General features: G+C 66.5%; 25 protein-coding genes. 7 read left to right on the top strand and 18 right to left on the bottom strand.

Annotated elements, in window-relative coordinates; genetic code table 11:
* Positions 1-137: 137 nt before the first annotated feature.
* From ABR323_RS16655 to ABR323_RS16645, 3 genes are all read right to left on the bottom strand, one after another.
* A complete protein-coding gene (locus ABR323_RS16655) occupies positions 138-623 on the bottom strand; it encodes a hypothetical protein (protein WP_439450101.1) in 486 nt (161 codons plus the stop codon).
* Between the two features lie 236 nt (positions 624-859).
* Positions 860-1,366 (bottom strand): DUF2867 domain-containing protein, encoded by a 507-nt coding sequence (locus ABR323_RS16650; RefSeq protein ID WP_439450100.1) that lies wholly within the window; start codon positions 1,364-1,366, stop codon positions 860-862.
* The gene (locus tag ABR323_RS16645) at positions 1,363-2,025 is read right to left on the bottom strand and encodes a serine/threonine-protein kinase (protein ID WP_439450099.1); all 663 of its coding nucleotides are present in this window, start codon (positions 2,023-2,025) and stop codon (positions 1,363-1,365) included. The genes ABR323_RS16650 and ABR323_RS16645 overlap by 4 nt, the downstream gene beginning before the upstream one ends.
* An 85-nt stretch (positions 2,026-2,110) precedes the next feature.
* On the opposite strand from ABR323_RS16645, the gene ABR323_RS16640 reads away from it, so the two are divergent.
* Positions 2,111-4,105, top strand: a complete 1,995-nt coding sequence (locus ABR323_RS16640; protein ID WP_135274984.1) for a bifunctional DedA family/phosphatase PAP2 family protein — start codon at positions 2,111-2,113, stop codon at positions 4,103-4,105.
* 150 nt (positions 4,106-4,255) lie between these two features.
* On the opposite strand, the gene ABR323_RS16635 is transcribed toward ABR323_RS16640, so the two are convergent.
* The 3 genes from ABR323_RS16635 to ABR323_RS16625 all read right to left on the bottom strand — a co-directional run bounded on the left by ABR323_RS16635 (position 4,256) and on the right by ABR323_RS16625 (position 7,088).
* Positions 4,256-4,834, bottom strand: a complete 579-nt coding sequence (locus ABR323_RS16635) for an LON peptidase substrate-binding domain-containing protein (protein WP_439450098.1) — start codon at positions 4,832-4,834, stop codon at positions 4,256-4,258.
* On the bottom strand, positions 4,831-6,195 hold the full coding sequence (mpl, locus tag ABR323_RS16630; RefSeq protein WP_439450097.1) for a UDP-N-acetylmuramate:L-alanyl-gamma-D-glutamyl-meso-diaminopimelate ligase: 1,365 nt from the start codon (positions 6,193-6,195) through the stop codon (positions 4,831-4,833). The genes ABR323_RS16635 and mpl overlap by 4 nt, the downstream gene beginning before the upstream one ends.
* Before the next feature lie 329 nt (positions 6,196-6,524).
* Positions 6,525-7,088, bottom strand: a complete 564-nt coding sequence (locus ABR323_RS16625; RefSeq protein ID WP_012512023.1) for an adenylate kinase — start codon at positions 7,086-7,088, stop codon at positions 6,525-6,527.
* A gap of 136 nt (positions 7,089-7,224) precedes the next feature.
* On the opposite strand from ABR323_RS16625, the gene ABR323_RS16620 reads away from it, so the two are divergent.
* Positions 7,225-8,481 (top strand): 6-phosphofructokinase, encoded by a 1,257-nt coding sequence (locus ABR323_RS16620; protein WP_439450096.1) that lies wholly within the window; start codon positions 7,225-7,227, stop codon positions 8,479-8,481.
* A 119-nt stretch (positions 8,482-8,600) separates the two neighbouring features.
* The gene (locus tag ABR323_RS16615; protein WP_135274988.1) at positions 8,601-8,990 is read left to right on the top strand and encodes a DUF488 domain-containing protein; all 390 of its coding nucleotides are present in this window, start codon (positions 8,601-8,603) and stop codon (positions 8,988-8,990) included.
* 92 nt (positions 8,991-9,082) lie between these two features.
* Here ABR323_RS16615 and ABR323_RS16610 read toward each other — a convergent pair whose 3' ends face one another.
* Entirely contained in the window at positions 9,083-9,586 is a 504-nt protein-coding gene (locus tag ABR323_RS16610) for a hypothetical protein (RefSeq protein WP_439450095.1), read from the bottom strand.
* Between the two features lie 343 nt (positions 9,587-9,929).
* Here ABR323_RS16610 and ABR323_RS16605 point away from each other — a divergent pair, with 343 nt between their 5' ends.
* The gene (locus ABR323_RS16605; RefSeq protein ID WP_439450094.1) at positions 9,930-11,957 is read left to right on the top strand and encodes a sodium-translocating pyrophosphatase; all 2,028 of its coding nucleotides are present in this window, start codon (positions 9,930-9,932) and stop codon (positions 11,955-11,957) included.
* A gap of 114 nt (positions 11,958-12,071) precedes the next feature.
* Here ABR323_RS16605 and ABR323_RS16600 read toward each other — a convergent pair whose 3' ends face one another.
* From ABR323_RS16600 to ABR323_RS16580, 5 genes are read right to left on the bottom strand one after another with little or no spacing between them, the layout of a single operon-like run.
* Complete coding sequence (locus tag ABR323_RS16600; RefSeq protein ID WP_439450093.1) at positions 12,072-12,791, bottom strand: energy transducer TonB; 720 nt, start codon at positions 12,789-12,791, stop codon at positions 12,072-12,074.
* Positions 12,788-13,213: a TonB system transport protein ExbD gene (gene exbD, locus ABR323_RS16595; protein WP_135274992.1), complete on the bottom strand. Its 426-nt coding sequence runs from the start codon at positions 13,211-13,213 to the stop codon at positions 12,788-12,790. Before exbD ends, ABR323_RS16600 begins: the two co-directional genes overlap by 4 nt.
* A 9-nt stretch (positions 13,214-13,222) precedes the next feature.
* Positions 13,223-13,951 (bottom strand): tonB-system energizer ExbB, encoded by a 729-nt coding sequence (exbB, locus tag ABR323_RS16590; protein ID WP_439450092.1) that lies wholly within the window; start codon positions 13,949-13,951, stop codon positions 13,223-13,225.
* Positions 13,938-14,405 carry a YbaN family protein gene (locus ABR323_RS16585; protein ID WP_110713541.1) on the bottom strand — a complete coding sequence of 156 codons (468 nt, stop codon included), beginning with the start codon at positions 14,403-14,405 and terminating at the stop codon, positions 13,938-13,940. The genes exbB and ABR323_RS16585 overlap by 14 nt, the downstream gene beginning before the upstream one ends.
* 31 nt (positions 14,406-14,436) lie before the next feature.
* Complete coding sequence (locus ABR323_RS16580; protein WP_439450091.1) at positions 14,437-15,024, bottom strand: biliverdin-producing heme oxygenase; 588 nt, start codon at positions 15,022-15,024, stop codon at positions 14,437-14,439.
* A 108-nt stretch (positions 15,025-15,132) separates the two neighbouring features.
* On the opposite strand from ABR323_RS16580, the gene ABR323_RS16575 reads away from it, so the two are divergent.
* Positions 15,133-15,390 carry a DUF2789 domain-containing protein gene (locus ABR323_RS16575; RefSeq protein WP_439450090.1) on the top strand — a complete coding sequence of 86 codons (258 nt, stop codon included), beginning with the start codon at positions 15,133-15,135 and terminating at the stop codon, positions 15,388-15,390.
* A 280-nt stretch (positions 15,391-15,670) separates the two neighbouring features.
* On the opposite strand, the gene ABR323_RS16570 is transcribed toward ABR323_RS16575, so the two are convergent.
* The 4 genes from ABR323_RS16570 to ABR323_RS16555 form a co-directional block, all read right to left on the bottom strand.
* Entirely contained in the window at positions 15,671-18,592 is a 2,922-nt protein-coding gene (locus tag ABR323_RS16570; RefSeq protein ID WP_439450089.1) for a TonB-dependent receptor domain-containing protein, read from the bottom strand.
* A 236-nt stretch (positions 18,593-18,828) separates the two neighbouring features.
* On the bottom strand, positions 18,829-19,767 hold the full coding sequence (locus ABR323_RS16565) for a FecR family protein (RefSeq protein ID WP_439450088.1): 939 nt from the start codon (positions 19,765-19,767) through the stop codon (positions 18,829-18,831).
* Positions 19,768-19,871: 104 nt separating this feature from the next.
* Complete coding sequence (locus ABR323_RS16560; protein ID WP_135274997.1) at positions 19,872-20,372, bottom strand: RNA polymerase sigma factor; 501 nt, start codon at positions 20,370-20,372, stop codon at positions 19,872-19,874.
* Positions 20,373-20,443: 71 nt separating this feature from the next.
* Positions 20,444-20,917 carry a hypothetical protein gene (locus ABR323_RS16555; RefSeq protein WP_439450087.1) on the bottom strand — a complete coding sequence of 158 codons (474 nt, stop codon included), beginning with the start codon at positions 20,915-20,917 and terminating at the stop codon, positions 20,444-20,446.
* A gap of 183 nt (positions 20,918-21,100) precedes the next feature.
* Between ABR323_RS16555 and ppa the strand changes: the two genes are divergently transcribed.
* The gene (gene ppa / locus ABR323_RS16550; RefSeq protein ID WP_025874161.1) at positions 21,101-21,637 is read left to right on the top strand and encodes an inorganic diphosphatase; all 537 of its coding nucleotides are present in this window, start codon (positions 21,101-21,103) and stop codon (positions 21,635-21,637) included.
* 151 nt (positions 21,638-21,788) lie between these two features.
* Positions 21,789-22,910 (top strand): HDOD domain-containing protein, encoded by a 1,122-nt coding sequence (locus ABR323_RS16545; RefSeq protein WP_439450086.1) that lies wholly within the window; start codon positions 21,789-21,791, stop codon positions 22,908-22,910.
* A gap of 63 nt (positions 22,911-22,973) precedes the next feature.
* On the opposite strand, the gene ABR323_RS16540 is transcribed toward ABR323_RS16545, so the two are convergent.
* Together ABR323_RS16540 and ABR323_RS16535 are read right to left on the bottom strand one after the other, a co-directional pair.
* Positions 22,974-23,183 carry a hypothetical protein gene (locus ABR323_RS16540; RefSeq protein WP_439450085.1) on the bottom strand — a complete coding sequence of 70 codons (210 nt, stop codon included), beginning with the start codon at positions 23,181-23,183 and terminating at the stop codon, positions 22,974-22,976.
* A gap of 170 nt (positions 23,184-23,353) precedes the next feature.
* Complete coding sequence (locus ABR323_RS16535; RefSeq protein WP_439450084.1) at positions 23,354-26,200, bottom strand: TonB-dependent receptor plug domain-containing protein; 2,847 nt, start codon at positions 26,198-26,200, stop codon at positions 23,354-23,356.
* Positions 26,201-26,241: the final 41 nt, after the last annotated feature.

The following is a 26,241-nucleotide window of genomic DNA, read 5'->3' as shown; positions in this document are numbered from 1 at the left end:
CAGGCTCCCCAAGCGCAGCAGTCCATCACGCCAGGATGCCTTAGCGCGCTGATACAGGTGGTCCTGACCCGATAGCCCTCGCCAGCCAGACCCGACTTCATCGGAATACAGTCGATGGCATCGCGATGCGAGGTGCTCTACTTGCGTGCAACGCCGTCTGTCGGCATCGGCGTGTTGTTCCAGGCCCCCAGCATGGTGCGATCACCGCCACCCGGGACGTGGATCATGTTGCCCTGCCAGACTTCGTTGAGCCGGAAGGAAATGGGCCACTGAGGTACCATGTCGCCACTGCAACGATTGTTCAGCCAGGCGCTCGCGCCTGGAAACATGCCGGTGATATACGGCGTGTCGACCTCCCAGCCGCCCACACCATCGAGACTGGCGTTGAAGCTGCCACTCCCGACCAGGTCCATCTCGACACTGAACCGGCGCCGCATCTGCACCGGCAACGCGTTGTTGCCGGGCAGGCTGACATCGGTGACGGAAAATTCAGTCTTGCCGTTGTAGAGGCTGACGCTCTCGCCGAAAAGATCATCCTTCAGCGCCGTCAGGTTCTGAGCGGACTCAATGAGCTTGCGGTATTCCTGGTAGGGCTCGACCGCCGAAACCGTTCCCGCACTCACGCACAGCACCAGTGCCGCAGCTGTGCGGCACCGCCAAGCAGAAAATCGACTCACACCATTTCCCTCGCTCCGCATGCGAGCCCGCGCCAGGACGGCGCGACGACGCTTCCATGCGACTCTCTCGCTCTCGATTCTAGGTGAGTATCACGAACAGATGAAAGAGGTTTTCAGCGCCAATTATCTGGCGTCAGTGCGCAATCATTGAATTGCGAACAGCATCCACGCATGGCGTGGATCTACCGGTACAACCGCGCCTGCTTCTGCAGCAGATGCGGCACGATCAATCGATGCACCGGGGCGACCGGCAGCATGTACACACGCCCGAACGCGTTATGCGTATGCACCACGGTCGCCACTTCCAGAATGTCGCCCTGCCATTGCAGGGCCAGCTGGACCCGCAGATGGCGGTCGTTGTCTTCCAGCACGATGGCATCGTCATCCAGCGACTGCAGGGTGAAGATGCCCAGCCGCTGGCCGGGTTGAGGATCCTCGGCAACCTGCACCGCACGCAACGAGCCCAGGTGCTTCATGCCGAGCAGGCGCATGCCGTGGTTGCGCAGCGCCATCAGCCCATCGAACCAGCCGGGAATGGTCGCAGCCATATCGCGGTAGGCCTGCAAGGCCGAGCGCCCATCACGACGGGTCGTCGCCTGGCAGGCGTGCACAAAGTCGGCGCCAGCGAGCTGCGGGCGCAGGACGCTGCCCACGCTCGGCGGGGCCGTCACCACCCGCGATGGACTCACGGCTTCGGTCCCTGCCCCTCGTTGTCTTCCCAGTGCAGGATGCGCCGGGTCACAAAGCGGTAGACCGGCTTGCCGGTGGCGAACCACAGCTCGCGCACCCACGAGGTGCGCTTGAGCACGCGCTTCTCCACCGGGGTGAGCGAGTCACGGCAGTACATGCGCTTGTGCTTGAGCAGGTGGCGCAGATCCTCGCGGGCCAGCAGCCGCATCCAGCGCGAACGCGGGTTGCCGATCACCGCCAGCTGGAAGTCGATCAGTGCCGGCCGACCATCGTCGGTGACCAGCCAGTTGGCTTCCTTGGCCAGATCGTTGTGAGCCACGCCGTTGCGATGCAGCTGCTGCAGCAGGCGACGCGCCGAGCGGAACCAGGCCAGATCGCCACGTGGTGGGCGCTGGTACATGGCGTCGCCGGCCATGAAACTGCGGTCCAGATGATGGCCATTCCACGCCAGCAACTGCGGCACATCGGCCATGCCGTGGATGTGCTGCAGCGCGCGGGCCTCGCGGCGCGCCAGCCACCAGGCAGGCAGCCGCAGCCACATCGGTGTGGCGCCCAGATCACGGCGCACGAAGGGGCCATCGGGCCCCTTCACAAGGAGGATGCGGCCGAAGCTGTCGGCCTTCAAAGCGTGCGGTGGAGCGTCTGGCGTATGCGGCATGGACCCATTCTAGGCGATGGCGCTGGTTGCAAACGGTCACGAAGCGGCTGGGAACCAGTCACCTTCACGCCCCTATAATCGGGCAATGGACTCTTCATGGATCGACGCCACGCTCGCGTGGATTGCCGCTCACCCCGTGTTGGCGGGTGCCGTTATCTTCCTCATCGCCTTCTGCGATGCGGTCATCATTCTTGGCGCCATCGTGCCGGCGCTGCCGCTGCTGTTCGCGGTCGGTGTGTTCATCGGCCTGGGCCAGATCTCCGGGCCGTACGCGGTGGCGGCGGCAGCCCTGGGCGCCTTCGCCGGCGACGGTATCAGCTACTGGATCGGCCGACGCTGGGGCGACCGCCTGCGTGGCGTATGGCCGTTCAGCCGCTACCCGCAGCTGCTCGACCGCGGCGAGAACCTGTTCCGCCGCAATGCCTTCAAGAGCATCCTGATCGCACGCTACGTGGGTGCGATCCGCCCGTTCGTACCAGCCATCGCCGGCATGATGAAGATGCCCGCCAGCCGTTACGTGCAGGCCAGCGGCATCGCCAGCATTTCCTGGGCGGTGCTGTTCCTGGCACCGGGCTGGATCCTGGGTGAAGCCTATGATGCGGTGGCTGCCGTAGCCGGTCGACTGGTGGTGGTGGTCGGCCTGCTGGCGGTGATCCTCAGCCTGGTCTGGGCCATCGTGCTGTACGGCTACCGCTGGTCGGCCGCGCGCATGGACAATTGGGTGGCAAAGCTGCTCGACTGGTCAAACCGGCACCCCACGCTGGGCCGTTACACGGTGGGCGTGCTCGACCCCAAGCGCCGCGAATCGGTACCGCTGGCGATGCTGGCCTTGATGCTGCTGCTGCTCGGCTGGGGCTGGTTCGCTCTGCTGACCGTGGTGGTCGCGCACGGCGAGCCGCTGGCGATCGACCTGCTGGTGCACCAGGCCATGCTGGCCCTGCGCAACCCGCTGGCCGATTACCCGATGGCCGCGCTGGCCTCGCTGGGCGCCTGGCAGGTACTGCTGCCGGCCACCGCTGCGGCGATGGGCTACCTGATCTGGCGCCGGCGCTGGATGGCGGCCGCACACTGGCTGGCCGCCCTTGCCTTCGGCCTGGCGCTGACCATGCTGCTGGGTGCCACCGTGGATGTGGTGCGCCCGATCGATGCCAGCAGTGGCTTCGGCTTCCCCTCGGTGTCGGTGACCATGGCCACCATCACCTTCGGCTTCTTTGCGGTGCTGATCGCCCGCGAGATGCCCGGCCGCACCCGCGTCTGGCCCTATCTGGTATCGGGCATCGTGGTCAGCCTGATCGGTTTCTCGCGGCTGTACCTGGGCGCGCATTGGCTGAGCGATGTGATCGGCGGCATGCTGTTCGGCACGTTCTGGCTGCTGGTGCTGGGCATCGCCTACCGCCGCCGCTTCAACCGCTCGTTCTGGGTAAAGCCGGTGGCCTGGCTGTTCTATGGCGTCTTCGCGGTCGCAGCCATGTGGTACGCGCCACGCAACATCGCGGTGAAGCTGGAACGCTTCGAGCCGGCCCTGCCGGCCCCGCAGGCGATGGACATGCAAGCCTGGTGGCAGCACGAGTGGGCCACGCTGCCAGCACGCCGCAACGAGTTCGACGACGATCAGCGTTGGCCACTGGACGTGCAGGTAGCCGGTCCGCTGGCACCGTTGCAGGCACAGCTGGAAGCACGCGGCTGGAAGCGGCAGGAACAGGCCGGCTGGCAGCAGGCGCTGTTGATGCTGGACAAGAACACCGGCGCCGATGAGCTGCCAGTGCTGCCGGCGACGCTGGACACCCGCGTGGAAGCACTGCTGATGGTGCGCCAGGGCGCGAAGCCGGATGAGCGCTACGTGCTGCGCCTGTGGCCGGCACCGGCCCAGCTGCAACCCGGCAGCACGCCGCTGTGGCTGGGCAGTGCACAGACCCTGCGCTACGAGCGTCACTTCGAGTGGATCGGCATGTGGCATCCGCTGCGTGGCGTCGATCCGGCGTTGAATGCGGTGAAGGAGGCCGTGCAGGAGCTTCCGCAACGCGAGGACGTGCACAGCGAAACCGGGCTGCCGGTGCTGCGGTTGAAGACCACGCCGTGATGGAACCGCCGGGCATGGCCCGGCGCTGCCGGAACACGGACAGGTAGCGCCGAACCAAGTCCGGCGGAGTAGAACCACGCCATGCGTGGATGGCATTCCACGCATACCCCAGCGTGTGCACCAAGGTGCACACCCACCCGAGGCAGGCGGCTACGGCATCCAGCCCAGCAACTGCTGCAGTCGCTGGTGCGGGTCATCCATCTGCAACAGCTGCAGACGCTGCTGCTCGCTCAGCGGCAGCAGTTCTGCCAGCCGCCAGCCGACCCAGCTGGCCTGGTCCAGCAGCGCCGGATTGGCCGGCGCATAGGCCTCCCCGGCCTGTTCGATGATGTGCCCCAGCACCGTGGCCAGCAGCGCATGCTGCGGCTTCAGTTCGTCGTCGGGATCTTCCTCGCACCAATGCACATCGGCCACCACCAGGCCGTTGTCGCGCACGCGGGTGCGCTCGACATGGAAGCGTCGCCCGCCGCGCAGGCGCAGCTGCAGTACGCCGTCGGCGCCGACATCGAAATCTTCGATGCGGGCCTGCACGCCGTAGGCAGCAGGCGTCGCCGGAGGCCCCACTTCCTGGCCGTCGAGGATCAGGCAGACACCAAATCCCTCGCCACTGCGGCCGCTGTCGCGGACCAGATCCAGGTAGCGGCGCTCGAACACGCGCAGGCCCACCGCTGCACCGGGCACCAGCGTGGTGTGCAGCGGAAACAGGGGCAGTGAACCGTCGGCGCTCATCGGGCCTGCAGGGCGGCGAGGAAGCGTCGCGGTGCGCCGTCGAAGCCACCGTTGGACATGAACACCACGTGGTCGCCGCTGCGCGCGCTGGACTGCAGCTGCGCCAGCAGCGCGTCGGTATCCGGTACCGCATGCGCTTGGCCGCGCACCGCGGCGATCACTGCGGCGGCGTCCCAGGCCAGCTCCGGCCGGTGCAGGAACACCACTTCATCGGCCAGCGCCAGCGACGGGGCCAGCGCATGTGCATGCGCGCCCAGCCGCATCGAGTTGCTGCGCGGCTCCATCGCGACCACGATGCGCGCGTCGCCGACCTTGGCACGCAGGCCGTCCAGCGTGGTGGCGATCGCGGTCGGGTGATGGGCGAAATCGTCGTAGACGGTGATGCCATCGTGGCTGCCGATCACTTCCATGCGGCGCTTGACGCTGCGGAAGCGCGCCAGCGCCGGGATCACCTCGGCCGGGGCCACGCCCACCGCATGCGCGGCGGCCAGTGCGGCCAGGCCGTTGAGCACGTTGTGGCGGCCCAGCAATGACCACTGCACATCACCCAGTGCCTGCCCACGGTGGTGCACGCGGAACGCGCTGCCATCGGCGGCCAGCAGTTCGGCGTGCCATTCCATCGACGGGTCGAATCCGAAGCGCTCGACCGGGGTCCAGCAGCCCATCGCCAGCACTTCGGCCAGGTGGGCGTCTTCGCCGTTGACGATCAGGCGGCCGCGTGCCGGCACCGTGCGCACCAGGTGGTGGAACTGGCGCTGGATCGCGGCCACGTCGGGGAAGATGTCGGCGTGGTCGTATTCAAGGTTGTTGAGGATGGCCACCAGCGGCCGGTAGTGCACGAACTTGCTGCGCTTGTCGAAGAAGGCGGTGTCGTACTCATCGGCCTCGACCACGAACTCGCGGCCCTGGCCCAGCCGGGCTGAAACGCCGAAGTCCTCGGCTACGCCGCCGATCAGGAAACCGGGCGAGCGCCCGGCGCTTTCCAGCAGCCAGGTGAGGATGGTGGTGGTGGTGGTCTTGCCGTGGGTGCCGGCCACGGCCAGGGTATCCCGCCCCGGCAGGACCTGCTCGGACAGCCACTGCGCGCCGGAAATGTAGCGCTGGCCGGCATCGAGCACGGCTTCAACGGCCGGATTGCCGCGCGAGAGCGCGTTGCCGATCACCACCTGGCCGGTGCCGGCCGGCACGCTGTCGGCGCGGTAGCCCTGGTCCAGGGTGATGCCCAGCTGCTCGAGCTGGGTCGACATCGGCGGATAGATGGCCTGGTCGCTGCCGCTGACCGTATGGCCCAGTTCCCGCGCCAGGGCGGCCACGCCGCCCATGAAGGTGCCGGCGATTGCAAGGATATGTACGCTGCTCATGACCGAGGATTGTGACCGATGACGGCTGTATAGGGCCAATGTCCGACCGGGGGTAAGACAAGTCCTACACAGGATGTGAGGAAACTCCAATCTTCTGTCAGGGAAATCCTGATAGCGATGTTCTGTGAACCCGGACACAATTCGAACTGCCAGCCGCAGTACCCGAACCGGTCCTACTCCCCAAGAGGCCATCCCCAAGGGAGCTCATGCTGTGGGGCCCTGAGCAAGCCCTTCGCTGGCGCCTATCAAACGACACAGGCCTGATCCTCGCGGATCAGGCCTGTGTTTTTTTACGTGCCAGGGGCCGGCAGGACGCCGGCCCGGCCGGTTCAACCCTTGATCGCCGCCAGGATGCGGGCTTCGATCTCGTCCAGCTCGCCGACGCCGTCGACGCGGGCCAGGGTGCCACGGGCGGCATAGAAGTCGACCACCGGGGCGGTCTGGTCGTTGTAGACCTGCAGGCGCTGACGCACTGCTTCCGGACTGTCATCGGCGCGGCCCTGCTCCTTGGCACGACCGGCGATGCGGTCGACCAGCAGTTCGGTGGCCACGTCCAGCTGAACCACGGCGTCCAGCGGCTGGCCGATCTTGGCCAGCAGGCCGTCCATCGCATTGGCCTGGGCCACATTGCGCGGGTAACCATCGAGGATGAAGCCCTTGGCGACATCGGCCTGGGTCAGGCGCGACTCCAGCATGCCCAGCAGGATGTCGTCCGATACCAGGTTGCCGGCGTCCATGACCGCCTTGGCCTGCTTGCCCAGCTCAGAGCCGGCAGCGATCTCCGCGCGCAGCATGTCACCGGTCGAAATGTGGGCGATACCCAGCTTTTCCTTCAGGCGCGTCGCCTGTGTCCCCTTGCCCGAACCGGGCGGTCCCAACAGAACCAATCGCATTGACCTGACTCCAACGTGTTGAAAATTAAGAAGGTTCGCGTCCCGGACGGACCGGTATCGCTGCACCGCAATAGCGCCACTTTACCGCATACGGGTAATGTCACTGCAATGTCCCCTCCCCCGAGCAGGTAGAAGCATGCGCAACGGTACTCTCCTTTATGCCCAGTCCGGCGGCGTCACCGCGGTCATCAATGCCACCGCAGCGGCGGTGATCGAGCAGGCCCGCGCCAAGGGCATCAAGGTCCTGGCTGCCCGCAACGGCATCCTCGGTGCGCTGCGCGAGGAGCTGATCGACACCAGCAAGGAGAGTGCCGCAGCCATCCGCGCCCTCGCCCACACCCCGGGCGGCGCCTTCGGATCGTGCCGGGTCAAGCTGAAATCACTGGACGCCGACCGTGCCCGCTACGACCGCCTGCTGCAGGTACTGCAGGCCCACGACGTACGCTGGTTCCTCTACAACGGCGGCAACGACTCGGCCGATACCGCGCTGAAGGTCTCGCAGTTGGCCAAGGCGTCCGGCTACGACCTGACCTGCATCGGCGTGCCCAAGACCATCGACAACGACCTGGCGGTGACCGACACCTGTCCGGGCTTCGGCTCGGCAGCCAAGTACACCGCTGTTTCCGTGCGCGAGGCGGCACTGGACGTAGCGGCGATGGCCGAGACCTCCACCCGCGTCTTCATCTACGAGGCCATGGGCCGCCACGCTGGCTGGTTGGCGGCGGCCGCCGGCCTGGCCGGCAACGGCGATGACGAAGCACCGCACGTCATCCTGCTGCCCGAACGCGCTTACGACGAGGCCGCGTTCCTGGCCAAGGTCAAGGCCGTGGTCGAACGCGTCGGCTACTGCGTGGTGGTGGCCTCGGAAGGCATCGCTACCGCCGATGGCCGCTTCGTTGCCGACGCCGGCGGCGGCAAGGACTCGTTCGGGCACTCGCAGCTGGGCGGCGTGGCCGCGCACCTGGCCGGCCGGGTCAAGGACCAGTTGGGCCTGAAGGTGCATTGGGCGCTGCCCGATTACCTGCAGCGCTCGGCCCGTCACCTGGCCAGCAAGACCGACTGGGAGCAGGCACAGGCGGTCGGCAAGGCCGCCGTGCAGCTGGCGCTGAAGGGCCACAATGGCGTGATGCCGGTGATCGTGCGCAGCAGCGACGCCCCCTACCGCTGGAAGATCGAAGCGGCACCGCTGTCGAAGATCGCCAACCATGAAAAGAAGATGCCCGCCGGCTTCATCCGCCGCGACGGGTTCGGCATCACGGCCAAGGCGCGCGCCTACCTGTCGCCGCTGATCAAGGGCGAAGCCCCGCTGCCGTATGGTGCCGATGGCCTGCCGAAGTACGTGACGCTGAAGAATGTGGCGGTGAAGCAGAAGCTGCCCGCCTTCGAAGGCTGAGCCGAAAAAGGGGACGGAGGGGATTAAGTCGTATCTGCCCCTCCGTCATCTCCAACAGTGTCAGCGATGGGTCGGATACGACTTAATCCCCTCCGTCCCCTTTTTAGTGGAGGCACACCGTGGCACTGCGTGTTGTTCAACTGGGTACTCCACGCACTGCCGGCGAGGGGCTGCGCATCGGCACCGTACGGCGACCGCCGCGTGGCGTGCCGCGCAGTGAGTTCGCAAAACAGGACTGGTACGACGTCTGGTTCCCGACCCTGTCACCCAGCGCGGCGCTGGTGAAGCAGGCGCATGAAGCGAAGACCGCGGCCGACTGGAATGCCTTCTTCCGCCACTACAAGGCCGAGATGAAGGCGCCCGATGCGGCCCATGCGCTGGACCTGCTGGCCGCGCTGTCGCAGCACAGCGACATCAGCGTGGGCTGCTATTGCGAGGACGAAGCGCACTGCCACCGCAAGGCGCTGCGCGAGCTGCTGCTGGCGCGTGGAGCGAAGCTGGCGGAGTGAAGATGGCGGGATGCCGGCCAGCGGCCGGCACTACCCCAGGTCTCCCATCCAGTAGATCCACGCCATGCGTCGATTCGCGCTGCCGGATGACCTCAATTGCAGGCCTTGCCTTCCATCTGCAACTGCGCGGCGAACATCGTCACCTGCGGGATCTTGCCGGCAGCGGCCTGCTTCTTGGCTTCTTCCAGATAGATGCGCGACTGGCCCTGCCCATCCAGCGCCTGGGTGTTGTTCACCGGCAGGCGCCACACCCGCACCACCGCCTGCTGCGCCGGGCAGGCGGCATTGGGCACGCGGATCACATCGTTGAGCTTCCAGCCCTTGTCCACACTCGGCTGTGCCTTGGCGTAGTCGACGAAGCGCGCGCGCGGCTGGCACTGCTCGCTGGTGCGCACCGGTGCGAAGCGATACGGTTCGGCAGCCTGGCCGGTGAACGCACCTTCCAGGCGTGCGCAGGCCTCTGGGATCTGTCGCAGCGTATGCACTGCACCAACGGCCTGGGGGGCACCCACGGCGCGCTGCAGCTCCGGCGTTTCCGCAGCGAACGCCGGCACAGCCGGGACCAGGGCAGCAAGCAGAAACAGAGACAGGCGCATGGAAATTCTCCTACAGGACTCGGGGCAGGCTTGCAGAGGTTGGCTTAACGGGGTGCAAAGGGTCTGTGGCTCTCAAAGCACACCCATGGCCCGGCGGCGGGTTCCGCGCGCATGGCGATGCGTTCATCTGGAGGGCGCCCACGGGTCATGCGGCGCGGACCGGCGCTACCATCCCGGCGCCGGTGAACGCATACTGCGGTCACCAGGGAATGCTGAACACCGCCATACGTCGGACGACCACCAAGGTCGGTACGGGTTGGTTCCAGGCTGCAGCCCGTCGTCCCCCTCGTGGTGCAGTTCATCGCCACTGGATGCTTGTCCATCCATTCTGCGGAGGGGTCTAATGCTGGAACGTCACGGGCTGTCACTGGCGCTGGGCTGCGCCATTCTCGCGATCCTGTTCGGAATCGTCTCGGCGCGCTGGATCCTGCGCCAACCCACCGGCAATGAACGCATGGTCGCCATCGCCACGGCCATCCAGGAAGGCGCACGCGCCTACCTCAACCGCCAGTACCTGACCATCGGCGTGGCCGGTGTGGTGCTGTTCGTTCTGGTCGGCATCTTCCTCAGCTGGTACACCGCTGTTGGTTTCGCGGTCGGCGCGGTGCTGTCCGGCGCGGCCGGCTACATCGGCATGAACGTGTCGGTACGCGCCAACGTGCGCACTGCGGAGGCCGCACGCCACGGCATCAGCGCGGCGATGGACGTCGCCTTCCGCGGCGGTGCCATCACCGGCATGCTGGTGGTCGGCCTGGGCCTGCTGGGCGTGGCCGGCTACTACGCCCTGCTGCTGCGCATGGGCCTGCCGATGGAGCAGGCGCTGCATGCGCTGGTCGGTCTGGCGTTCGGTTCGTCGCTGATCTCGATCTTCGCGCGTCTGGGCGGCGGCATCTTCACCAAGGGTGCCGATGTGGGCGCCGATCTGGTCGGCAAGGTCGAAGCTGGCATTCCCGAGGACGACCCGCGCAACCCGGCGGTGATCGCTGACAACGTCGGTGACAACGTCGGCGACTGTGCCGGCATGGCCGCCGACCTGTTCGAAACCTATGCCGTGACCGTGATCGCGACCATGCTGCTGGGCAGCCTGATGCTGGCCGAGGCAGGAGCGAATGCGGTCCTGTATCCGCTGGTACTCGGCGGTGTGTCGATCATCGCCTCGATCATCGGCGCCCTGTTCGTCAAGGTGAAGCCGGGCGGCTCGATCATGGGCGCGCTGTACAAGGGCGTGATCGTCTCCGGCGTGCTGGCGGCGATCGCGTTCTACCCGATCACCACCGGGCTGATGGCCGACAACGTGCACGGGCCGATGGCGCTGTATGGCTGCGCGCTGATCGGCCTGGTTCTGACCGGCCTGATCGTGTGGATCACCGAGTACTACACCGGCACCCAGTACAAGCCGGTCCAGCACGTCGCGCAGGCCTCGACCACCGGCCACGGCACCAACATCATTGCCGGTCTCGGCATTTCGATGAAGTCCACCGCGCTGCCGGTAGTCGCCGTGTGTGCGGCGATCTGGGGTGCGTTCGCGCTGGGCGGCCTTTATGGCATCGCCATTGCCGCCACGGCCATGCTGTCGATGGCCGGCATGATCGTCGCCCTCGATGCTTACGGACCGATCACCGACAACGCCGGCGGCATCGCCGAAATGGCCGAGCTGCCTTCGGAGATCCGCGACATCACCGACCCGCTGGATGCGGTGGGCAATACCACCAAGGCGGTCACCAAGGGCTATGCGATCGGCTCGGCAGCACTGGCCGCGCTGGTGTTGTTTGCCGACTACACCCACAACCTGCAGGCGGCCAATCCAGGACAGGAATTCCGCTTCGATCTCAGCGACCACACGGTGATCATCGGCCTGCTGATCGGCGGTCTGATTCCCTACCTGTTCGGTGCGATGGCGATGGAAGCGGTCGGCCGCGCCGCCGGTGCAGTGGTGGAAGAAGTTCGGCGCCAGTTCCGCGAGATCCCCGGCATCATGCAGGGTACGGCCAAACCGCAGTACGACCGTGCCGTGGACATGCTGACCCGCTCGGCGATCCGCGAAATGATCGTGCCCTCGCTGCTGCCGGTGGCGGTGCCGGTGGTGGTCGGCCTGCTGCTGGGGCCACGCGCGCTGGGCGGCCTGCTGATCGGCACCATCGTCACTGGGCTGTTCGTGGCCATTTCGATGACCACTGGCGGCGGTGCCTGGGATAACGCCAAGAAGTACATCGAGGATGGCCACTTCGGCGGCAAGGGCAGCGAGGCACACAAGGCCGCGGTGACCGGCGACACCGTCGGTGACCCGTACAAGGATACCGCCGGCCCGGCGATCAACCCGCTGATCAAGATCATCAACATCGTGGCGCTGCTGCTGGTGCCGCTGCTGTAATGCCATGCCGGGTGTGCGGTGATTGCCCGTAGTAGATCCACGCCATGCGTGGATGACCGGCCCTACGGGGTCAGAGCCCTTTCCTGCGGAAAGGGATCCGCCCCTCAGGGCCGGTCAGCGACCGCGCAGGAAGAACGACACCGGCACCATCACTTCCACCGGGTCGCCGGCCACTTCGGCCGGTGGCGCCGGGACCGGGCCGGCCCGCTGCACGGTGTCCAGCGTCTCCTGGTCGAGCAGCGCGAAGCCACTGCTGCGACCCAGTTTCAACCCTGAGACCGCGCCGTCGCGGGCCACGGCAAAGCGCACGTAGACCACGCCCTGCTGGCGCAGCCGCTCGGCCTGGCGCGGATAGCGGCGGTGCTTCTGCAGATGCCCGAGCAGGCGTCCTTCCCAGGTCGCCTCGGCGCGACTGCGTTCGCCGGCCGTGGTCTGCGGCGCGGTATAGCGCGCGGCCGCATCGGCCGCCACCTGCGGCGGTGCGCTGGTCTGCGCGACGTTGGCGTCAGCGGTATCCGGCGAGGACGTCGGCTCCGGCGTACGCTGCGGTGGCAGGTCACCCTGCGGCTGCACCGGCGCCTTCGGTTGCTCGCGCAGGGCCGGCTTCGGCGCCTGCCGCTGCTGTTGCTGCTGCAGTGGACCGGTGGCGACCTCGCGCGGCGGCACCGGCGGTGCCTGCGCCATCGGTGCCAGTTCCAGCATCAGCGCGGCGGGCGGCGCCGTCGCAGCCAGCACCGGTGCGCGCGCCGCCCACCAGCAGGCCGCAACGATCAGCAGCGCATGCACCAACAGCACGATCGCCAGGCTGGTCGCCCAGCGCCGCAGCCCCTTCATCGCGCTCCCTGCTCCAGGCCAACCAGCGCCACCTTCAGGTAGCCCGCTGCACGCAACGCATCCAGCGTCGCCATCAGTTCGCCGTAGGGCACGTGGGTATCGGCACGCAGGAAGATGCGCTGCGCGGTGTCGCCGTGGGTGGCCACCTGCAATGCAGCCGCCAGCCCGTCGCGCGCCACGGCCTGTTCGCCAACGCGCAGCGACAGATCGGCCTGCACGGTCACATACACCGGCGCCTGTTCCGGCGGCGTGGCACTGGCGCTGCTGGCCGGCAGCTGCACCGGCACCGATACGGTGGCCAACGGTGCGGCCACCATGAAGATGATCAACAGCACCAGCATCACGTCGATGAAGGGCGTGACATTGATCTCGTGCGCTTCTTCCGGCGTGTCGTCGCGGTCGGACGCGGTCCTGATCGCCATCGTCGTGCCTCAGTGCACCGCACGCAGCGGTGCTGCTGCGGTACGCGGCACGGTGCGATCGAGATCGCGCGAAACCAGCTGCTGCACAGCCGCAGACAGGTCTCCGAGCAGACCCCGCAGGCCGGCCAACACGCGACTGAAGTGGTTGTAGACCAGCACCGCGGGAATTGCCGCGACCAGGCCGAGCGCGGTCGCCAGAAGGGCCTCGGCGATGCCCGGCGCGACCACCGCCAGATTGGTGGTGTTGCTGTGGGCGATGCCGATGAAACTGTTCATGATGCCCCACACCGTGCCGAACAGGCCGACGAAGGGCGCCACTGCGCCGATGCTGGCGAGCACACCGATGCCGCGCCGCTGCACGCGCGCGGTCTCCAGCTCGATGCGGTCCAGACGCGATGCAATGCGCTCCTTGATTCCGTCGCGCCCTTCCAGATCCTGCGACAGGCGCAACTCGGTGCGGGCCGCATCCAGCATCGCCAACGCAATGCCCTGCTGCACACTGGCATCCGCACTCTCACCGGGCAGGCTGGGCGCCTGCAGCAACAGCGCGCGCGCCGCGCGCAGCTGCCGGGCCTGGCGGGCCAACTCCCAGCCCTTGGCCAGCAGCACGGTCCAGGTGGCCAGCGATGCCAGTGCCAGCGCGATCATCACGGTTTTCACCACTACGTCGGCGGCCAGGTACATGCCCCACGGGGTCAATGCGGGGGCGGCCACGGGGGCCAGGTCAGCAGGCAGCATCGTCTCGGTTTCCATCAGCATCAGGGGTCGCTGCGCGGCGGCGGGCCGCGCGCGGATCATTGGCGTCGTCCACTTCCACGACCGGATTGGGCTCCAGCCGCGGTGCCGGTCGGCTCAGTACGTAGCCGGCGCTGACCGCGAAGAACAGGCCCACGCCCAACAACAAGCGCCAGGACGGGTGCGCGCCCCAGCAGAACAGCGCGAAGCCCACCGCCATGCCGGCACTGGCGAACGCCTTGCCCTTGCGCGATACCGCGCCCTGCTCGCGCCACAGCCGCAACGAGGGGCCATAACGCGGATGCGCCAGCAGGCGCTGCTCGAACTTCGGCGAGCTGCGCGCGAAGCAGCCCACGGCCAGGATCAGGAAGATGGTGGTCGGCATCACCGGCAGCAACGCGCCGATCACCCCGAGGCCCACCATCAGCCAGCCCAGCGCGAACCAGAGCCAGCGCATCAGCACTGCACCTGTGGGCGCGCACCGTGCATCAGGCGAATTCCACTTCGACGTGGCCGTGCACGCTGCGGAACGCGGCATCGGCCGCATCGATCACCTGCTGTTCCTGTTCGGCACTCAGCGGTACCGCGTCCAGCGCAGCGGTGAACTCACGCCAGTGGCGCGCCGCGCCATCTGGATGCGCGGCCAGGTGGCGGGCGCCGAAATCACGGTCCAGGCCGAGCTTGGCGGCCATCTTGTACAGAATGGTGCCGCCGAGGTTGGAGCCTTCGGCCACATACAGCCAGCCAAGGGCGGCCGGCAGCGCCAGGTCCGACGGCAGTGCGGCGATGTCCGCGCCCGGCAGGCTCTGCTCCAGGTCCTGCAGGTCACGCGCGACCTGTGTCAGGCGCCGGCGCTCACCGAGATCGGGCAGCAGTGCGTCCAGCGCAGGGTTGGCATACAGCGCATCGATGCTGCGGTGGAAGCGATACTGCACGCGCAGGAAGCGAGCGAAGTTGCTGCGGTCGGCGAAAATGTCGCCGGCCATGATGCGCTTGTCCAGGGCACCGTGGCTGTCGCGGGTGGCGGCCTTGAGCCGCAGGCTGCGGCTGTCTTCAGGAGCGATGTGTGCGTTCATGGGGGAATGCCAGGAGGGTCGTCCTGCTGTAGACGTTCGCCGCGGGGCTTTCCCCAAGCCCGTGTGCACCGATAATGGGCCATCCCCTTTTTCCACCCGGAACCGACGATGATCACCACCGAACCGCGCATGACCAATCTGTTCCTGCAGCTGGGCCTGGACGCCAGCGCCGAGGGCATCGCCCGTTTCATCCGCGAGCACCAGCTGGCCACCGATGTTGAAGTGGCCGAGGCTGCCTATTGGAACGATGCACAGCGCCAGTTCCTGTCTGAATCGCTGCAGGCCGATGCGGCATGGAGCACTGTGGTGGACGAGCTGAACGAGTCATTGCACGAAGATGCGGTGAAGGCTTCGACCGGGCTGTAAGCAGACGCCGGGCATGGCCCGGCGCTACCGCTTCATCTGCACGATCCGCCGGGCATGGCCCGGCGCTGCCGCTTCATCTGCACGATCCGCCGGCATGGCCCGGCGCTACCGCTTCATCTGCACGATCCGCCGGGCATGGCCCGGCGCTGCCGCTTCATCTGCACGATCCGCCGGCATGGCCCGGCGCTACCCGCTGTCCGGTAGATCCACGCCATGCGTGGATGACCGTACCTGATGGGGTCAGAGCCCTTTCTGCAGGAAAGGGATCCGACCCCGCCGATCAGTACTTCCAGGTCAACGCCAGGCGCGCGGTACGGCCCGGGGCCGGCATCACGCCCAGGGCAAGCGGGTCCAGGTAATAGCGGTCGGTCAGGTTGTCCACGCCGGCTTCCACCGACAGCTGGTCATTGAAGCTCCAGCTGGCAAACAGATCCACCAGGGTGGTCGGCCGGTACAACTGCTGGATCGCCGACAGGCCCACGTTCCAGTCCTTGTCCAGCTTGCTGATCGGGCCGGCGTTGTGGACCACGCGGGTGCCGAAGGTCAGGCGCTCGTCGAACAGGCGCGAGCCCAGGGTCAGGTTGACCATGTAGCGCGGCGGGTTCTGGGTGTTGGTGTACGAACCCTCGAAACCGCCGTCCACGCAGTCGGGCGTGTTGGCCAGCTCGCCGTTCTTGCGCTGTGCGCCGTAGGCGCGGCGCTCGGCGGCGATGTCCGGGGCGCAGGTCTTGGCCTTGAAGTAATAGTGCGCGGACAGATCGGCAAATACCTTGCCGCTGTCATAGCTGGACTGGAACTCCATGCCCGAGACCTTGAACTGGTCGACGTTGCGGATCAGACCGGCCGACAGCGTGCGGTAGTCACGGGTGATCAGGTCGTCGATGCGGGTATCGAAGTACGCCAGCTTCAGCGCCAGGCGATCGCCGGCGGTGAACAGGTCATAGCGGATGGTGCTGGCGCCGATTTCCCAGCTGCGCGCACGCTCCGGCTTCAGCTCGCCCACCGGCTTGGCCGCGGTGAACAGGCCCAGCGTGGTCTCGAACAGGCTCGGCAGCTTGGTGCCTTCGGCGTACTTCACGTAGACCATGGTGTCTTCGCTGAAGCGGTAGGCCACGCTGGCGGTCGGCGAGAATGCGGTGTCGCGACGGCGGATCGGCTGCGACCAGGTCCAGCTGACCGGCACTTCCAGGTCCTGCGCCTTGCCGGCGTCGTAGAAGTTCCAACCACCGATGTCGCCCACCGTGCCCTTCTTGTACGGTGAGGCCAGCAGCGATTCCTGGGTGAAGTTGCCGTTGGCATCCGGATACCAGTTCAGCAGCGCGATGCGCTTGGCCCGCCACGACGGCAGCTCCGGGTTGCCATTGAGCAGTTCGGTGTAGCGGTACTGGCCCTGCACCTCATAGGCATCGGGCGTGGCCAGGCGGTTGCGGTCATGCACATCCACGCGGTTCCAGCGGCCGCCGGCCAGCAGTTCCCAATGCTCATCGGGCTGCCACTTCAGCGAGGCCACGGCGCTGTATTCCTTGCGCTCGGCGTTGCGCAGGAAACGGTTTTTGACCAGATCGTCGTGCATGACCGGCCCCGAACTGCCCGGCGCGATGTCTTCGTCGCTGTAGGACAGGCCGTAGTCCAGCGTGAACGCACCGGCCCGGGTGTCGAACTTCGAGGTGTTGCTGGCATCCAGGCCAAAGCGCTTCTGTCGCAGCGGATTGCGGTAGGCATCCTTGTAGCCGGGGTCGCCACTGAAGCTGGGCGCGTCGTACCACTCGGTGCGGCGATCGAAGTACCAGGGGGTGATGCCGGTCAGGCTGTTGTACATCACGCTGTCGGTGTCGGTGTACGCGGCATTGACGCGCAGGTCGATCAGCTCGCTGTCCGGATTGAAGCGATAGCGCAGCGTGTAGCTGTCCATGTCGACGTGGCCCGGATCCCATTGCGGAATGCGGTCACGATCCACACGGATGATCTGCGACGCCATGATCTCGCCGGCGGTGCCTTCGTAGCGGCGATAGCCCGCTTCCAGCGTCTGCACATCGTCGATGCGCCAGGTGCCCTTGAGCAGCGCCGACTTCGAGCGCGACGAAGTGTTGAACACCTCGGTGCGCGGCGGATTCAGCGGTGCCAGCGTGCGTCGGTCCTGCGGGAAGTCGTCGTAACCGTGCTTGCCGGAGAAGTAGTTGCCGTTGTCGCGGTAGGCGTAGGCAGCGACCAGATCGAAGCGGTCCCAGTGACCTGCCGCAGCCACGTTGAAGAACTGGCTGCCGGTGGCGCTGCGGTCGGAACGCGGCGCGGCGCTGTAGGACGGCAGGTTGTTGACGCTGGCGTTGGCCAGGCCGCCACGCACGCGCACGCCGAAGTCACGGCCTTCGCGCAGCACGTCACCGATCTTCAGCGTTTCCATCTCGACCACGCCGCCGATGCCGCCGGAGGCGTTGGCCTGAAGGCTCGGGCCCTTGGTGATGGTCAGGCTGGAGATCAGGTCCGGATCGAGATAGGTGCGCTGCGACTGGCCGGCGTAGCCACGATAGGTGTCCATACTGGACTGGCCGCCGTCGATGATCACCGGCACCCGGCCCTGGCCCTGGATGCCGCGGATGTTGACGTCGAAGCCGTTGCCCACGCGCGGATCACCGGCGGTGACACCGGCCACGCCCTTGACGATGTCGCCGTTGGAGGTGCCGCGGAAACGCTCCAGCTGCGTGCGGTTGAGCGTGGTGGTCGAGCCGACGCTGCGATAGCTGTCGAGCAGGCGGGCCTCGTCGCTGGTCGCGCCACGGTCGATGCGGTCGCCGGCCACGCTCAGCGTGTCGGTGACGATCACGCCGCTGCCGGCCTGCACCGGGGTTGCCGCTTCCAGGGTGACCGCATCGGCGCCAACCCGGCGCACTGCCAGACCACTGCCCTGCAGCAGTCGGGCCAGGGCCTCTTCGGAGGACAGGCTGCCACTGACCGCGTGCGAGGTCACGCCCTGGGCCAGAGTGGCCGGATACACCACCTGCACACCAGACTGACGCATGTAGCTGCGCAGCGCTTCATCCAGCGCCTGTGCGGGAATGTCGAAGCGCTGCATGGCCGCATGACCGCTGGCAGCACTCTGCGCCAGTACGGACGAAGGTGCGGCGCTGGCAAGGCCAGCAGCCAACAGCGCGATGCACAGACGGGACGGGCGCAGCACGCGGCCCGGACGATGGGAGTCGAACATGGGGGAAACCTGTCAGGTAATCGGAGCCGCGGGCGCGGCGTCATCCGCGGCAGGCGCGGACACGGCGACGTACGTGGCGGCGGCGGGTACGTTCGCGAGGTAAGACGGTTGAGCGCGCGGCAACCCCAAGAGCGATTTGCGGTCGCGGCGGTGCGGACGGTTGGTCGGCCGGTTGTAGCGGTGGGTGCCGACCGTTGGTCGGCACACTGGGACGATCATCCACGCATGGCGTGGAGCTACTGATGGATGATGGCGACCCCGAGCGGCAGGCGGGTGACCTGCAAGCCTGCCGTTGCCGCCAATGCATCCAGCGCCTGTTCCGGGCGATCGATGCGCAGCGCCGCACTGACGGCCGGCAACCGAGACAGGTCACCGCGCACGAACGTCGGGCCGGCACGGTAGCGCCCCACCCATTGCACGGCGTCGGCGACGCTGGCCTGCTCCAGCAGCAGCTCGCCCTGGCGCCACGCGCCCACACTGTCGGCCGCCACATCCTGCAGACGCGTCACGCCACTGCGCTCGCCATAGACGGCACGCTGGCCCACCTGCAGGTAGGTCCAGCCACCGTCGGCCGGGCTGGCCACACGCACCCTGCCCTGCCCGACCTGGGTTTCCACCCGGTCATTGCCGCGCGCGACGGTGAACGCGGTGGAGATGTCCTCGACCACGCCATTGCCGGCACGCACGCTGAAACGCCGCTGCGCATCCGGGCTGACCTCGAACCAGACCCGACCACGCAGCAACTCGATCTGTCGCGCATTCGCATCGAAGTGCACGGCGATCGCGCTGTCGGCATCCAGCACCGCACGGCTGCCATCAGGCAGCTGCACGTTCTGTACGACATGGGTGCTGCGATGGTCGGCCTGCACGCGCAGCCATGCTTCCGGCCACACCACCAGCATCGCCAGCACCGCAGCGGCAGCCATCACCCACCGCAGGCGCTGTGGCCGGCGCCGCGCGATCGTTGCCGCCTGCGGCGGACGTGGCCCGGCACTGCGCCACAGCACACGTTCGTGCTCGAAGGCACGGCGATGCCCCGGCAATGCCAGCCAGCACTCGAACTCGTGCATGCGCGCATCGTTGATGTCGCCTGCTGCCAGCCACGCGATCCAGCCCCGGGCCTGTTCGGCCAGGGCATCATCGTTGGCGGCGGGCAGCGTGTTCGGCGGGCTCATGGGCTGGCAGAGAGGCGCATTCAAGCGCGGGCGAAGGAACTAGACCGCATGCACGGTCCAGTAATCAAGACGTTTCAGCGAGGGCCAGCCCCAAGCCCGGTCGATCATCGACCGCTGCGCGCCCAGGCCAGGCGTTGCAGCGCGGTGCGCACGTGGTTCTCGACGGTGGTCACCGACACGCCGAGGCGGCGTGCGATCTCGGCCTGGGTCACGCCCTGCAGGCGATTGAGCCGGAAGATGGTACGGGTCGGTTCCGGCAGGTGGCCGGCAGCATCCAGCACCCGTTGCAGTTCGTCCTGTGCCATCGCCTGCTCTTCGGTCGAGATCACCTCGTCCGGCCCCCACAGGTAGTGGTCGGCAAGCAGGCGGTTGCGACGGGTCGATTCGCGGCCGTGGTCGGTGGCCAGGTTGGCGGCCAACCGGTACAGATAGGCCCGCGGGTTGTCGATGGCCTGGCTGTCGTCGACCCCACGGGCCTTGAACCAGACCGCCTGGATCACATCCTCGGCACCATTGTCTCCGCCGAGGATGCGCTGCACCCGGCGCAGCAGTGCCGGCCGCTCGCGGATCAGCAGTTCGGTAAGGGAGGCGGCATTGGAGGACATGCGCAGAGCCGGAGGACAGACGGAAGGCGCCGCGCATGCTACTCCGTTAATGCGAATCAGTCACGTTCTCATCAGTGAATGCACTCGGTCAGTCCGTCGTAGGCGCTTTGCGACGTGCCTGGCAGCGGGTCGTGCAGCGGATTGCGAGCGGCCAGGGCGGCATGGAAGTCTTCCACCGCCGTGCCCGGCATGAGCGGCAGCCGGCACAGCCAGGTCGGCTGCCGGGCCACGATCGCGCCATCGTTGCGGGAGACCTCCAGGTCACTGGCGGCAAATGCCCACAGGCACTCATGGACGGTGCCGCGCACCGCATCCACCGAGCAGCGCAGGCGCAGGGCACGGATGTCGCTGTATTCGCCCTCGCAGAAGGTGTCGCCACAGATGGCATCGAAGCCATGCTGCAACCGGCCTTCCAGGGCAAAGAAGCGGTCCCAGTTGGCCTCCTGGTACGGGTAGTCGATCAGGTCGACATAGGGAAACGCCTGTACCGGCGGCGCCATCAGCAGCGCGCAGGTCAGGCCGATCGGCAGGGCAGATACTTTCATGCGGGAGCTCCTCGGGATGAGGGTTCCAGCCTGCACCCGCCGTCCCGACGTCCCCATCGGGCAACCCCACCAGCACGTGTGGGCGGCCGCCGTGTCGTACTGTCGGCCCCCTCCCCTGCACAGCGCCCGGCAAAGGCATAAAATGGGGGGCTATCCGTCTATACCCCCACCTGGAGCACGACCATGGGTCTGGAACTCGTCTCGCCCGGCAAGAACCCGCCGGAAGAAATCAACGTCATCATCGAGATCCCGAAGGACTCGGAGCCGGTGAAGTACGAAGTGGACAAGGAAACCGGCGCGATCTTCGTCGACCGCATCCTGTCCACCCCGATGCGTTACCCCTGCAACTACGGCTACGTGCCGAGCACCCTGTGCGGCGACGGCGATCCGGCCGACGTGCTGGTGGTGCTGCCGCTGCCGCTGGTGCCGGGCTCGGTCGTGCGCTGCCGTCCGGTGGGCGTGCTGAAGATGAGCGATGAGGCAGGCAGCGACGAGAAGATCCTGGCCGTGCCGGTCACCAAGGTGTTCGGCGGCTACGCCCACGTGGAAGACATCGAGCAGGTGTCCAGCCACTGGCTGGAGCGCATCGGCCACTTCTTCGAGCACTACAAGGACCTGGAGAAGGGCAAGTGGGTCAAGCTGGACGGTTGGGGTGGCGCCGCTGAGGCCAAGCAGATCCTGATCGAGGCGCACCAGCGCCATCTCGACAGCAAGGCCTGAGCCTGAACCGGATCGCTCCGGCGCATGCCGTCGGAGCGATGCGGGTCACGTTTCATGACTGCGGCACATCACTCTTGCTGCCGTATTAGGTAAATTGCGTCACTTCACACGTCGTCGACATCCATCGTCGAGACAGCCAGGGGAATGTGTCGTGCGTATTCTGCTTGTTGGGGATGCAGCCAGCCTGCCGGTTGAGCTGACCGAATTCATTGCCGATCTTGGGGAAGACTGGCAGCCGCTGACCGCCACCGATGGCCAGACCGCGATGACTGCGGTGGCCACGCAGGGCGTGGATGCGGTAATCGTCTGCCCACAGCTGCCGGACCTCAATGCCACCACGCTGCTCGGCCAGATCCGTACGCTGCGTCCGGAGACCATCCGCATCGCGCTGGTCGATGCGCAACACGGCAACCGGCCGCCGCCGGCGCGCCTGATCGGCGTTGCCCATCGTTTCCTGCCGCTGCCGTTGGCGCCGGAAGTACTGCTGGAAGCACTGACCAGCCTGGAAGAGCTGCGCGAGGTACTGGACAGCCCACGCCTGCGCGGTGCCATCGGCCGCATCGAGAAGCTGCCGTCGCCGCCACACCTGTACCTCAGCCTCACCCAGGCGCTCGAACATGACGACGACGCCGACAGCGCCGACGTAGCCAAGCTGGTTGCCGCTGATCCGGCGATCGCGGCCAAGGTGCTGCAGCTGTCGAACTCGGCGTTCTTCAGCCAGGGCCGCACCATTGCCGATCTGCGTACCGCCGTGACCCGCCTCGGCCTGTCGACGCTGCGCGACCTGGTACTGGCCAGCGAGGTGTTCTCGGCACCGACGTTGTCCACGGCCGAACGCAACTCGCTGCAGCAGCGTGCCCTGCTTGCCTCGCGGCTGGCCGCACGCCTGCTGCCTGAATCCAGCGCCGAACTGGGCGCGACCGCCGCGTTGCTGGCCGATATCGGCCTGCTGCTGCCGGGTGTACGCAACGAGCGCACCGAGCCGTCGCTGGCGGGCGATACGCGCCCAGGCCACGCCGAAGCCGGTGCCTACCTGCTGGGCCTGTGGGGGCTGCCGATGCCGATCATCGAAGCGGTGGCGTTCCACCTACAGCCACAGCGTGCCAGCACCCGCAGCTTCTGGGTCACGGGCGCGGTGCATGTGGCACTGGCGCTGGTCAATGGCGATCCAGTGGACGAGGACTACCTGCAGCGCGCGGGTGTACTCAACAAGCTGCCGCAGTGGCGCGAGCATGCCAATGCGTTGATGGGACTGATTCCAGGAGAGGCCTGAGTCTCTCCATCACACTGGCAGGACCGATAAAAGGCGCACCTGCGAAGGCGCGCCTTTTCTGTATCAGCGCGCGCCGCAGGCGTCCTGTACGCAATGACGATACTGCAGATCGCACATCACCTTCGACTTGCCTGCAGCCAGGCACTGCTGTCGGAATTCTTCGCAGTAGAGTCCACCACCGCAGACTCCGAGTCCCTGCGCGAATACCGCTCCCACCAGCGTTGCATAGATCAGGGCAGCGGCGGACAGTTTGTGCAACAGCGTGCTCTTCATCGCTCTCTCCATGTGCAGGCGTCCGGAAGTGGACCCCTTGACTGTGTTGATTACGACACAACAGGATCGTGACCTCGCTCACCTTCCAACATGTTTCGGAATTTCCCTACAAGAAAAGAGGGCGGACCTTGCGGCCCGCCCTCCTGTTACTGCGATTGCACTTCGAACTATCAGAAGCGCTGGGTGTACTTCATGTACAGGAAGCGACCGACATCGAAACCGCCGTAGTAGGCGAAGCTCGAGTTCGGAGCCGAGTACATCAGCGGACCCTTGTGGGCGAACAGGTTGTTTGCACCCAGAGCGATGGTGGCATCCCACGGTGCCTTCCAGCTGACCTGCAGGTCGTGGAAGGTGTTGGAACCGGTACGACGCACCGGAGCCTTTTCGCCGTAAGCGTAACGATCCGGATCGGTGCAGCCGATCGAGATGCACGACTCGCGCAGGCCCGAGTAGTAACGCGCGGTGTAGTTCACACCGAAATCACCGTACTGCCAGTTGACGCCCAGGTTCGAACGGACACGGAACACGGTGGTGTCGCCGGACTCACCGACGCGGCCCATCATGATGTTGTCGCCAGCGCTGTTCTGGGCCTGTTCGTCGTACTTGGCGGTGTAGCTGGTCTGCCAATCGATGTTGAACTGACCGATGGCCAGTTCCGGCAGGCGGTACTTGACGCCGACGTCGTAACCTTCGGTCTTCATCTTGCCGAGGTTGGCGGTGCCGTAGGTGATGCCGCTGATGTGACCATCGGCCGCACGGGTCACGCTGCCGCAACGGGCGGAGTTGCCCAGCACGTAGCAGTCACGCAGGATGCGGTCGACGCTGTCAGCGATGATCATGTCGCTGATTTCGTACTTGTACCAATCCAGCGACAGGTCCAGGCCCTGCACCCAACGCGGGCTCCACACCACACCGAAGGTGGTGCTCTTGGAGGTTTCCGGCTTCAGGTTCGGGTTGGCACCGGAGACGAACTGGTCACCCGACTGGCACGGCAGCGTGGCGCAAGGCACGTTGCCCTGGCCCAGCTGCACGTAGTTGGCCGGAGCGCCGCCGGCCAAGCAGGCCGCGTTGCCAGCAACACTACCCGGGGCACCAACGGCGCACGGATCGATGTAACGCTCGAAGCTCGAGCTCAGGCCACCGTACAGATCGTTGATGGTCGGAGCGCGGAAGCCCTGGGCGTAGGTGCCGCGGACCAGCAGTTCATCCAGCGGACGCCAGGTCAGGCCGAACTTGCTGTTGGTGGTGCCACCGAAGTTGCTGTAGTCCGAATAACGGCTGGCAACGTTCAGGGTCAGTTCCTTGGCGAACGGCTTGTCCGCAAGGATCGGCACGTTCAGTTCCAGGAAGACTTCGTTCAGGTCGTACTGACCCTTGGTCGGCTTCTGGCCCAGGCCGGTGGACATACCCGACTGCGCGAAGGCGTCCGGCACGTAGTTGCCTTCTTCCTTGCGGTGTTCGACACCCAGAGCAAAGCCCAGGTCGCCAGCCGGCAAGGTCACGATCGAACCGGCCAGGTTGGCGTTGAAGCTGGTGGTCTTGGTCTCACCACGGGTGGTGTAGGTCGGGAACAGGAAGTCCTGCAGCTCCTGGTTGGCCAGCGAGCCTTGACCATTTGCGCCGTACGGCAGCAACGGGTTCCAAGGGCGGCAATCGCCCAGGATCGGCTTGGCCGCGGTGCCGCAGCGGGCCACGCCGCCAGCATCGATGAACGAGGTGCCCATCGCCTGGCCGGCGCTGATCAGACTCATGTCACCACGGCTGCGCTTGATGGTCTCGTTGCGGTTCCACAGTGCGCCGACATCCCAGTCGAAGGTCTTGCCGCCGAGCTCGAAGAAGCCGCTGATGGTCGGAGCAAAGCGCAGGGTCTTCATCTGGCTGTCGGTGGTGCGCGGCACTTCCCACAGGCGACGACGGACGTTGACGTCCTGGCCGACCGGGTTGAAGGCGCTGTCACCGGCCAACGGCTGTTCCCAGGCGCTGGACTGGAACGGATAGCCCGCGATCTGCTGGAACGTCTGGCGCTCGTTGTAGAGCACGTCGGTGTTCAGGCTGATCGAATCGGTGAAGTCGTAGGTACCGTTGATGTACAGCGACTTGCGCTTGACACCGGTCAGCAGGGTCATCTGCTCGTTGGAGTTTGCATACTCCGCCGGGGTCATGACGTGGTAGTCATTCGGGTTCTTCGGATCACCACCCGGGTTCAGGGTCTTCCACACGGCGGTCTTGGAGTCGGAGCAATCGACCTGGGTCGGGTTGCACCAGCTGCCGAACTGGCTGATCGGGCTGCCATCGGCGGCGACCGAGTTCGGGCCCTTGGCGCCATCACGGCTGTACCAACGGTCCTTCGCCCACACCGGATCCATCTTCGAGTACTCGGCCGACAGGGTCAGGCTGCCGCGCTCGCCACGGGCGCCGAGGGTCATCGAGTACTGCTGGGTATCGCCGTCGCCATCGCTGTACTGGCCGACGTAGACGTTGGCTTCGCCACCGTCGAAGTTCTTGCGGGTGATCACGTTGACCACCGCAGCAATCGCGTCCGAACCGTAGATGGAGGAAGCGCCGTCCTTCAGGACTTCGATGCGCTCCACCGCCGACATCGGGATCTGGCTCAGATCCTGCAGGCCCGAGGTGGTCGCGCCGAGGCGCTTGCCGTTCATCAGCACCAGGGTGCGCGCGGCGCCCAGGTTGCGGATGTCAACGTAGTAGCCGCCCACGTTCTCGCCGGACGCCAGCGATTCCGAACGCGAGATGGCCGGGGAACCGGCCGAGGTCAGGTTGCCCAGCACGTCTGCGACGCTCGAGAAACCCTGCTTTTCCAGGGATTCACGGGTCATCGTCAGGATCGGCTGCTGGGTCTCCATGTTGGCGCCACGGATACGCGAGCCGGTGACCGAAATGCGGTCCAGGTCGGTGGTGCCCTTTGCTTCCTGAGCCGAAGCAAAGGCCGGCGCCAGCGCCAGCGCGATGCCGGCCGGCAGCAAGCCGAACCGCACTGCGGGATTACGAACGTTCATCAATCTCTCCAAGGTACGTGTTAGCAGCGTGTTAAAACACC

Origin of the sequence: Stenotrophomonas sp. ATs4 (genome assembly GCF_051861585.1) — a bacterium.
In the GTDB taxonomy this organism is placed as follows: domain Bacteria; phylum Pseudomonadota; class Gammaproteobacteria; order Xanthomonadales; family Xanthomonadaceae; genus Stenotrophomonas; species Stenotrophomonas maltophilia_AS.
This window is presented reverse-complemented; position numbering and strand designations above follow the sequence as displayed.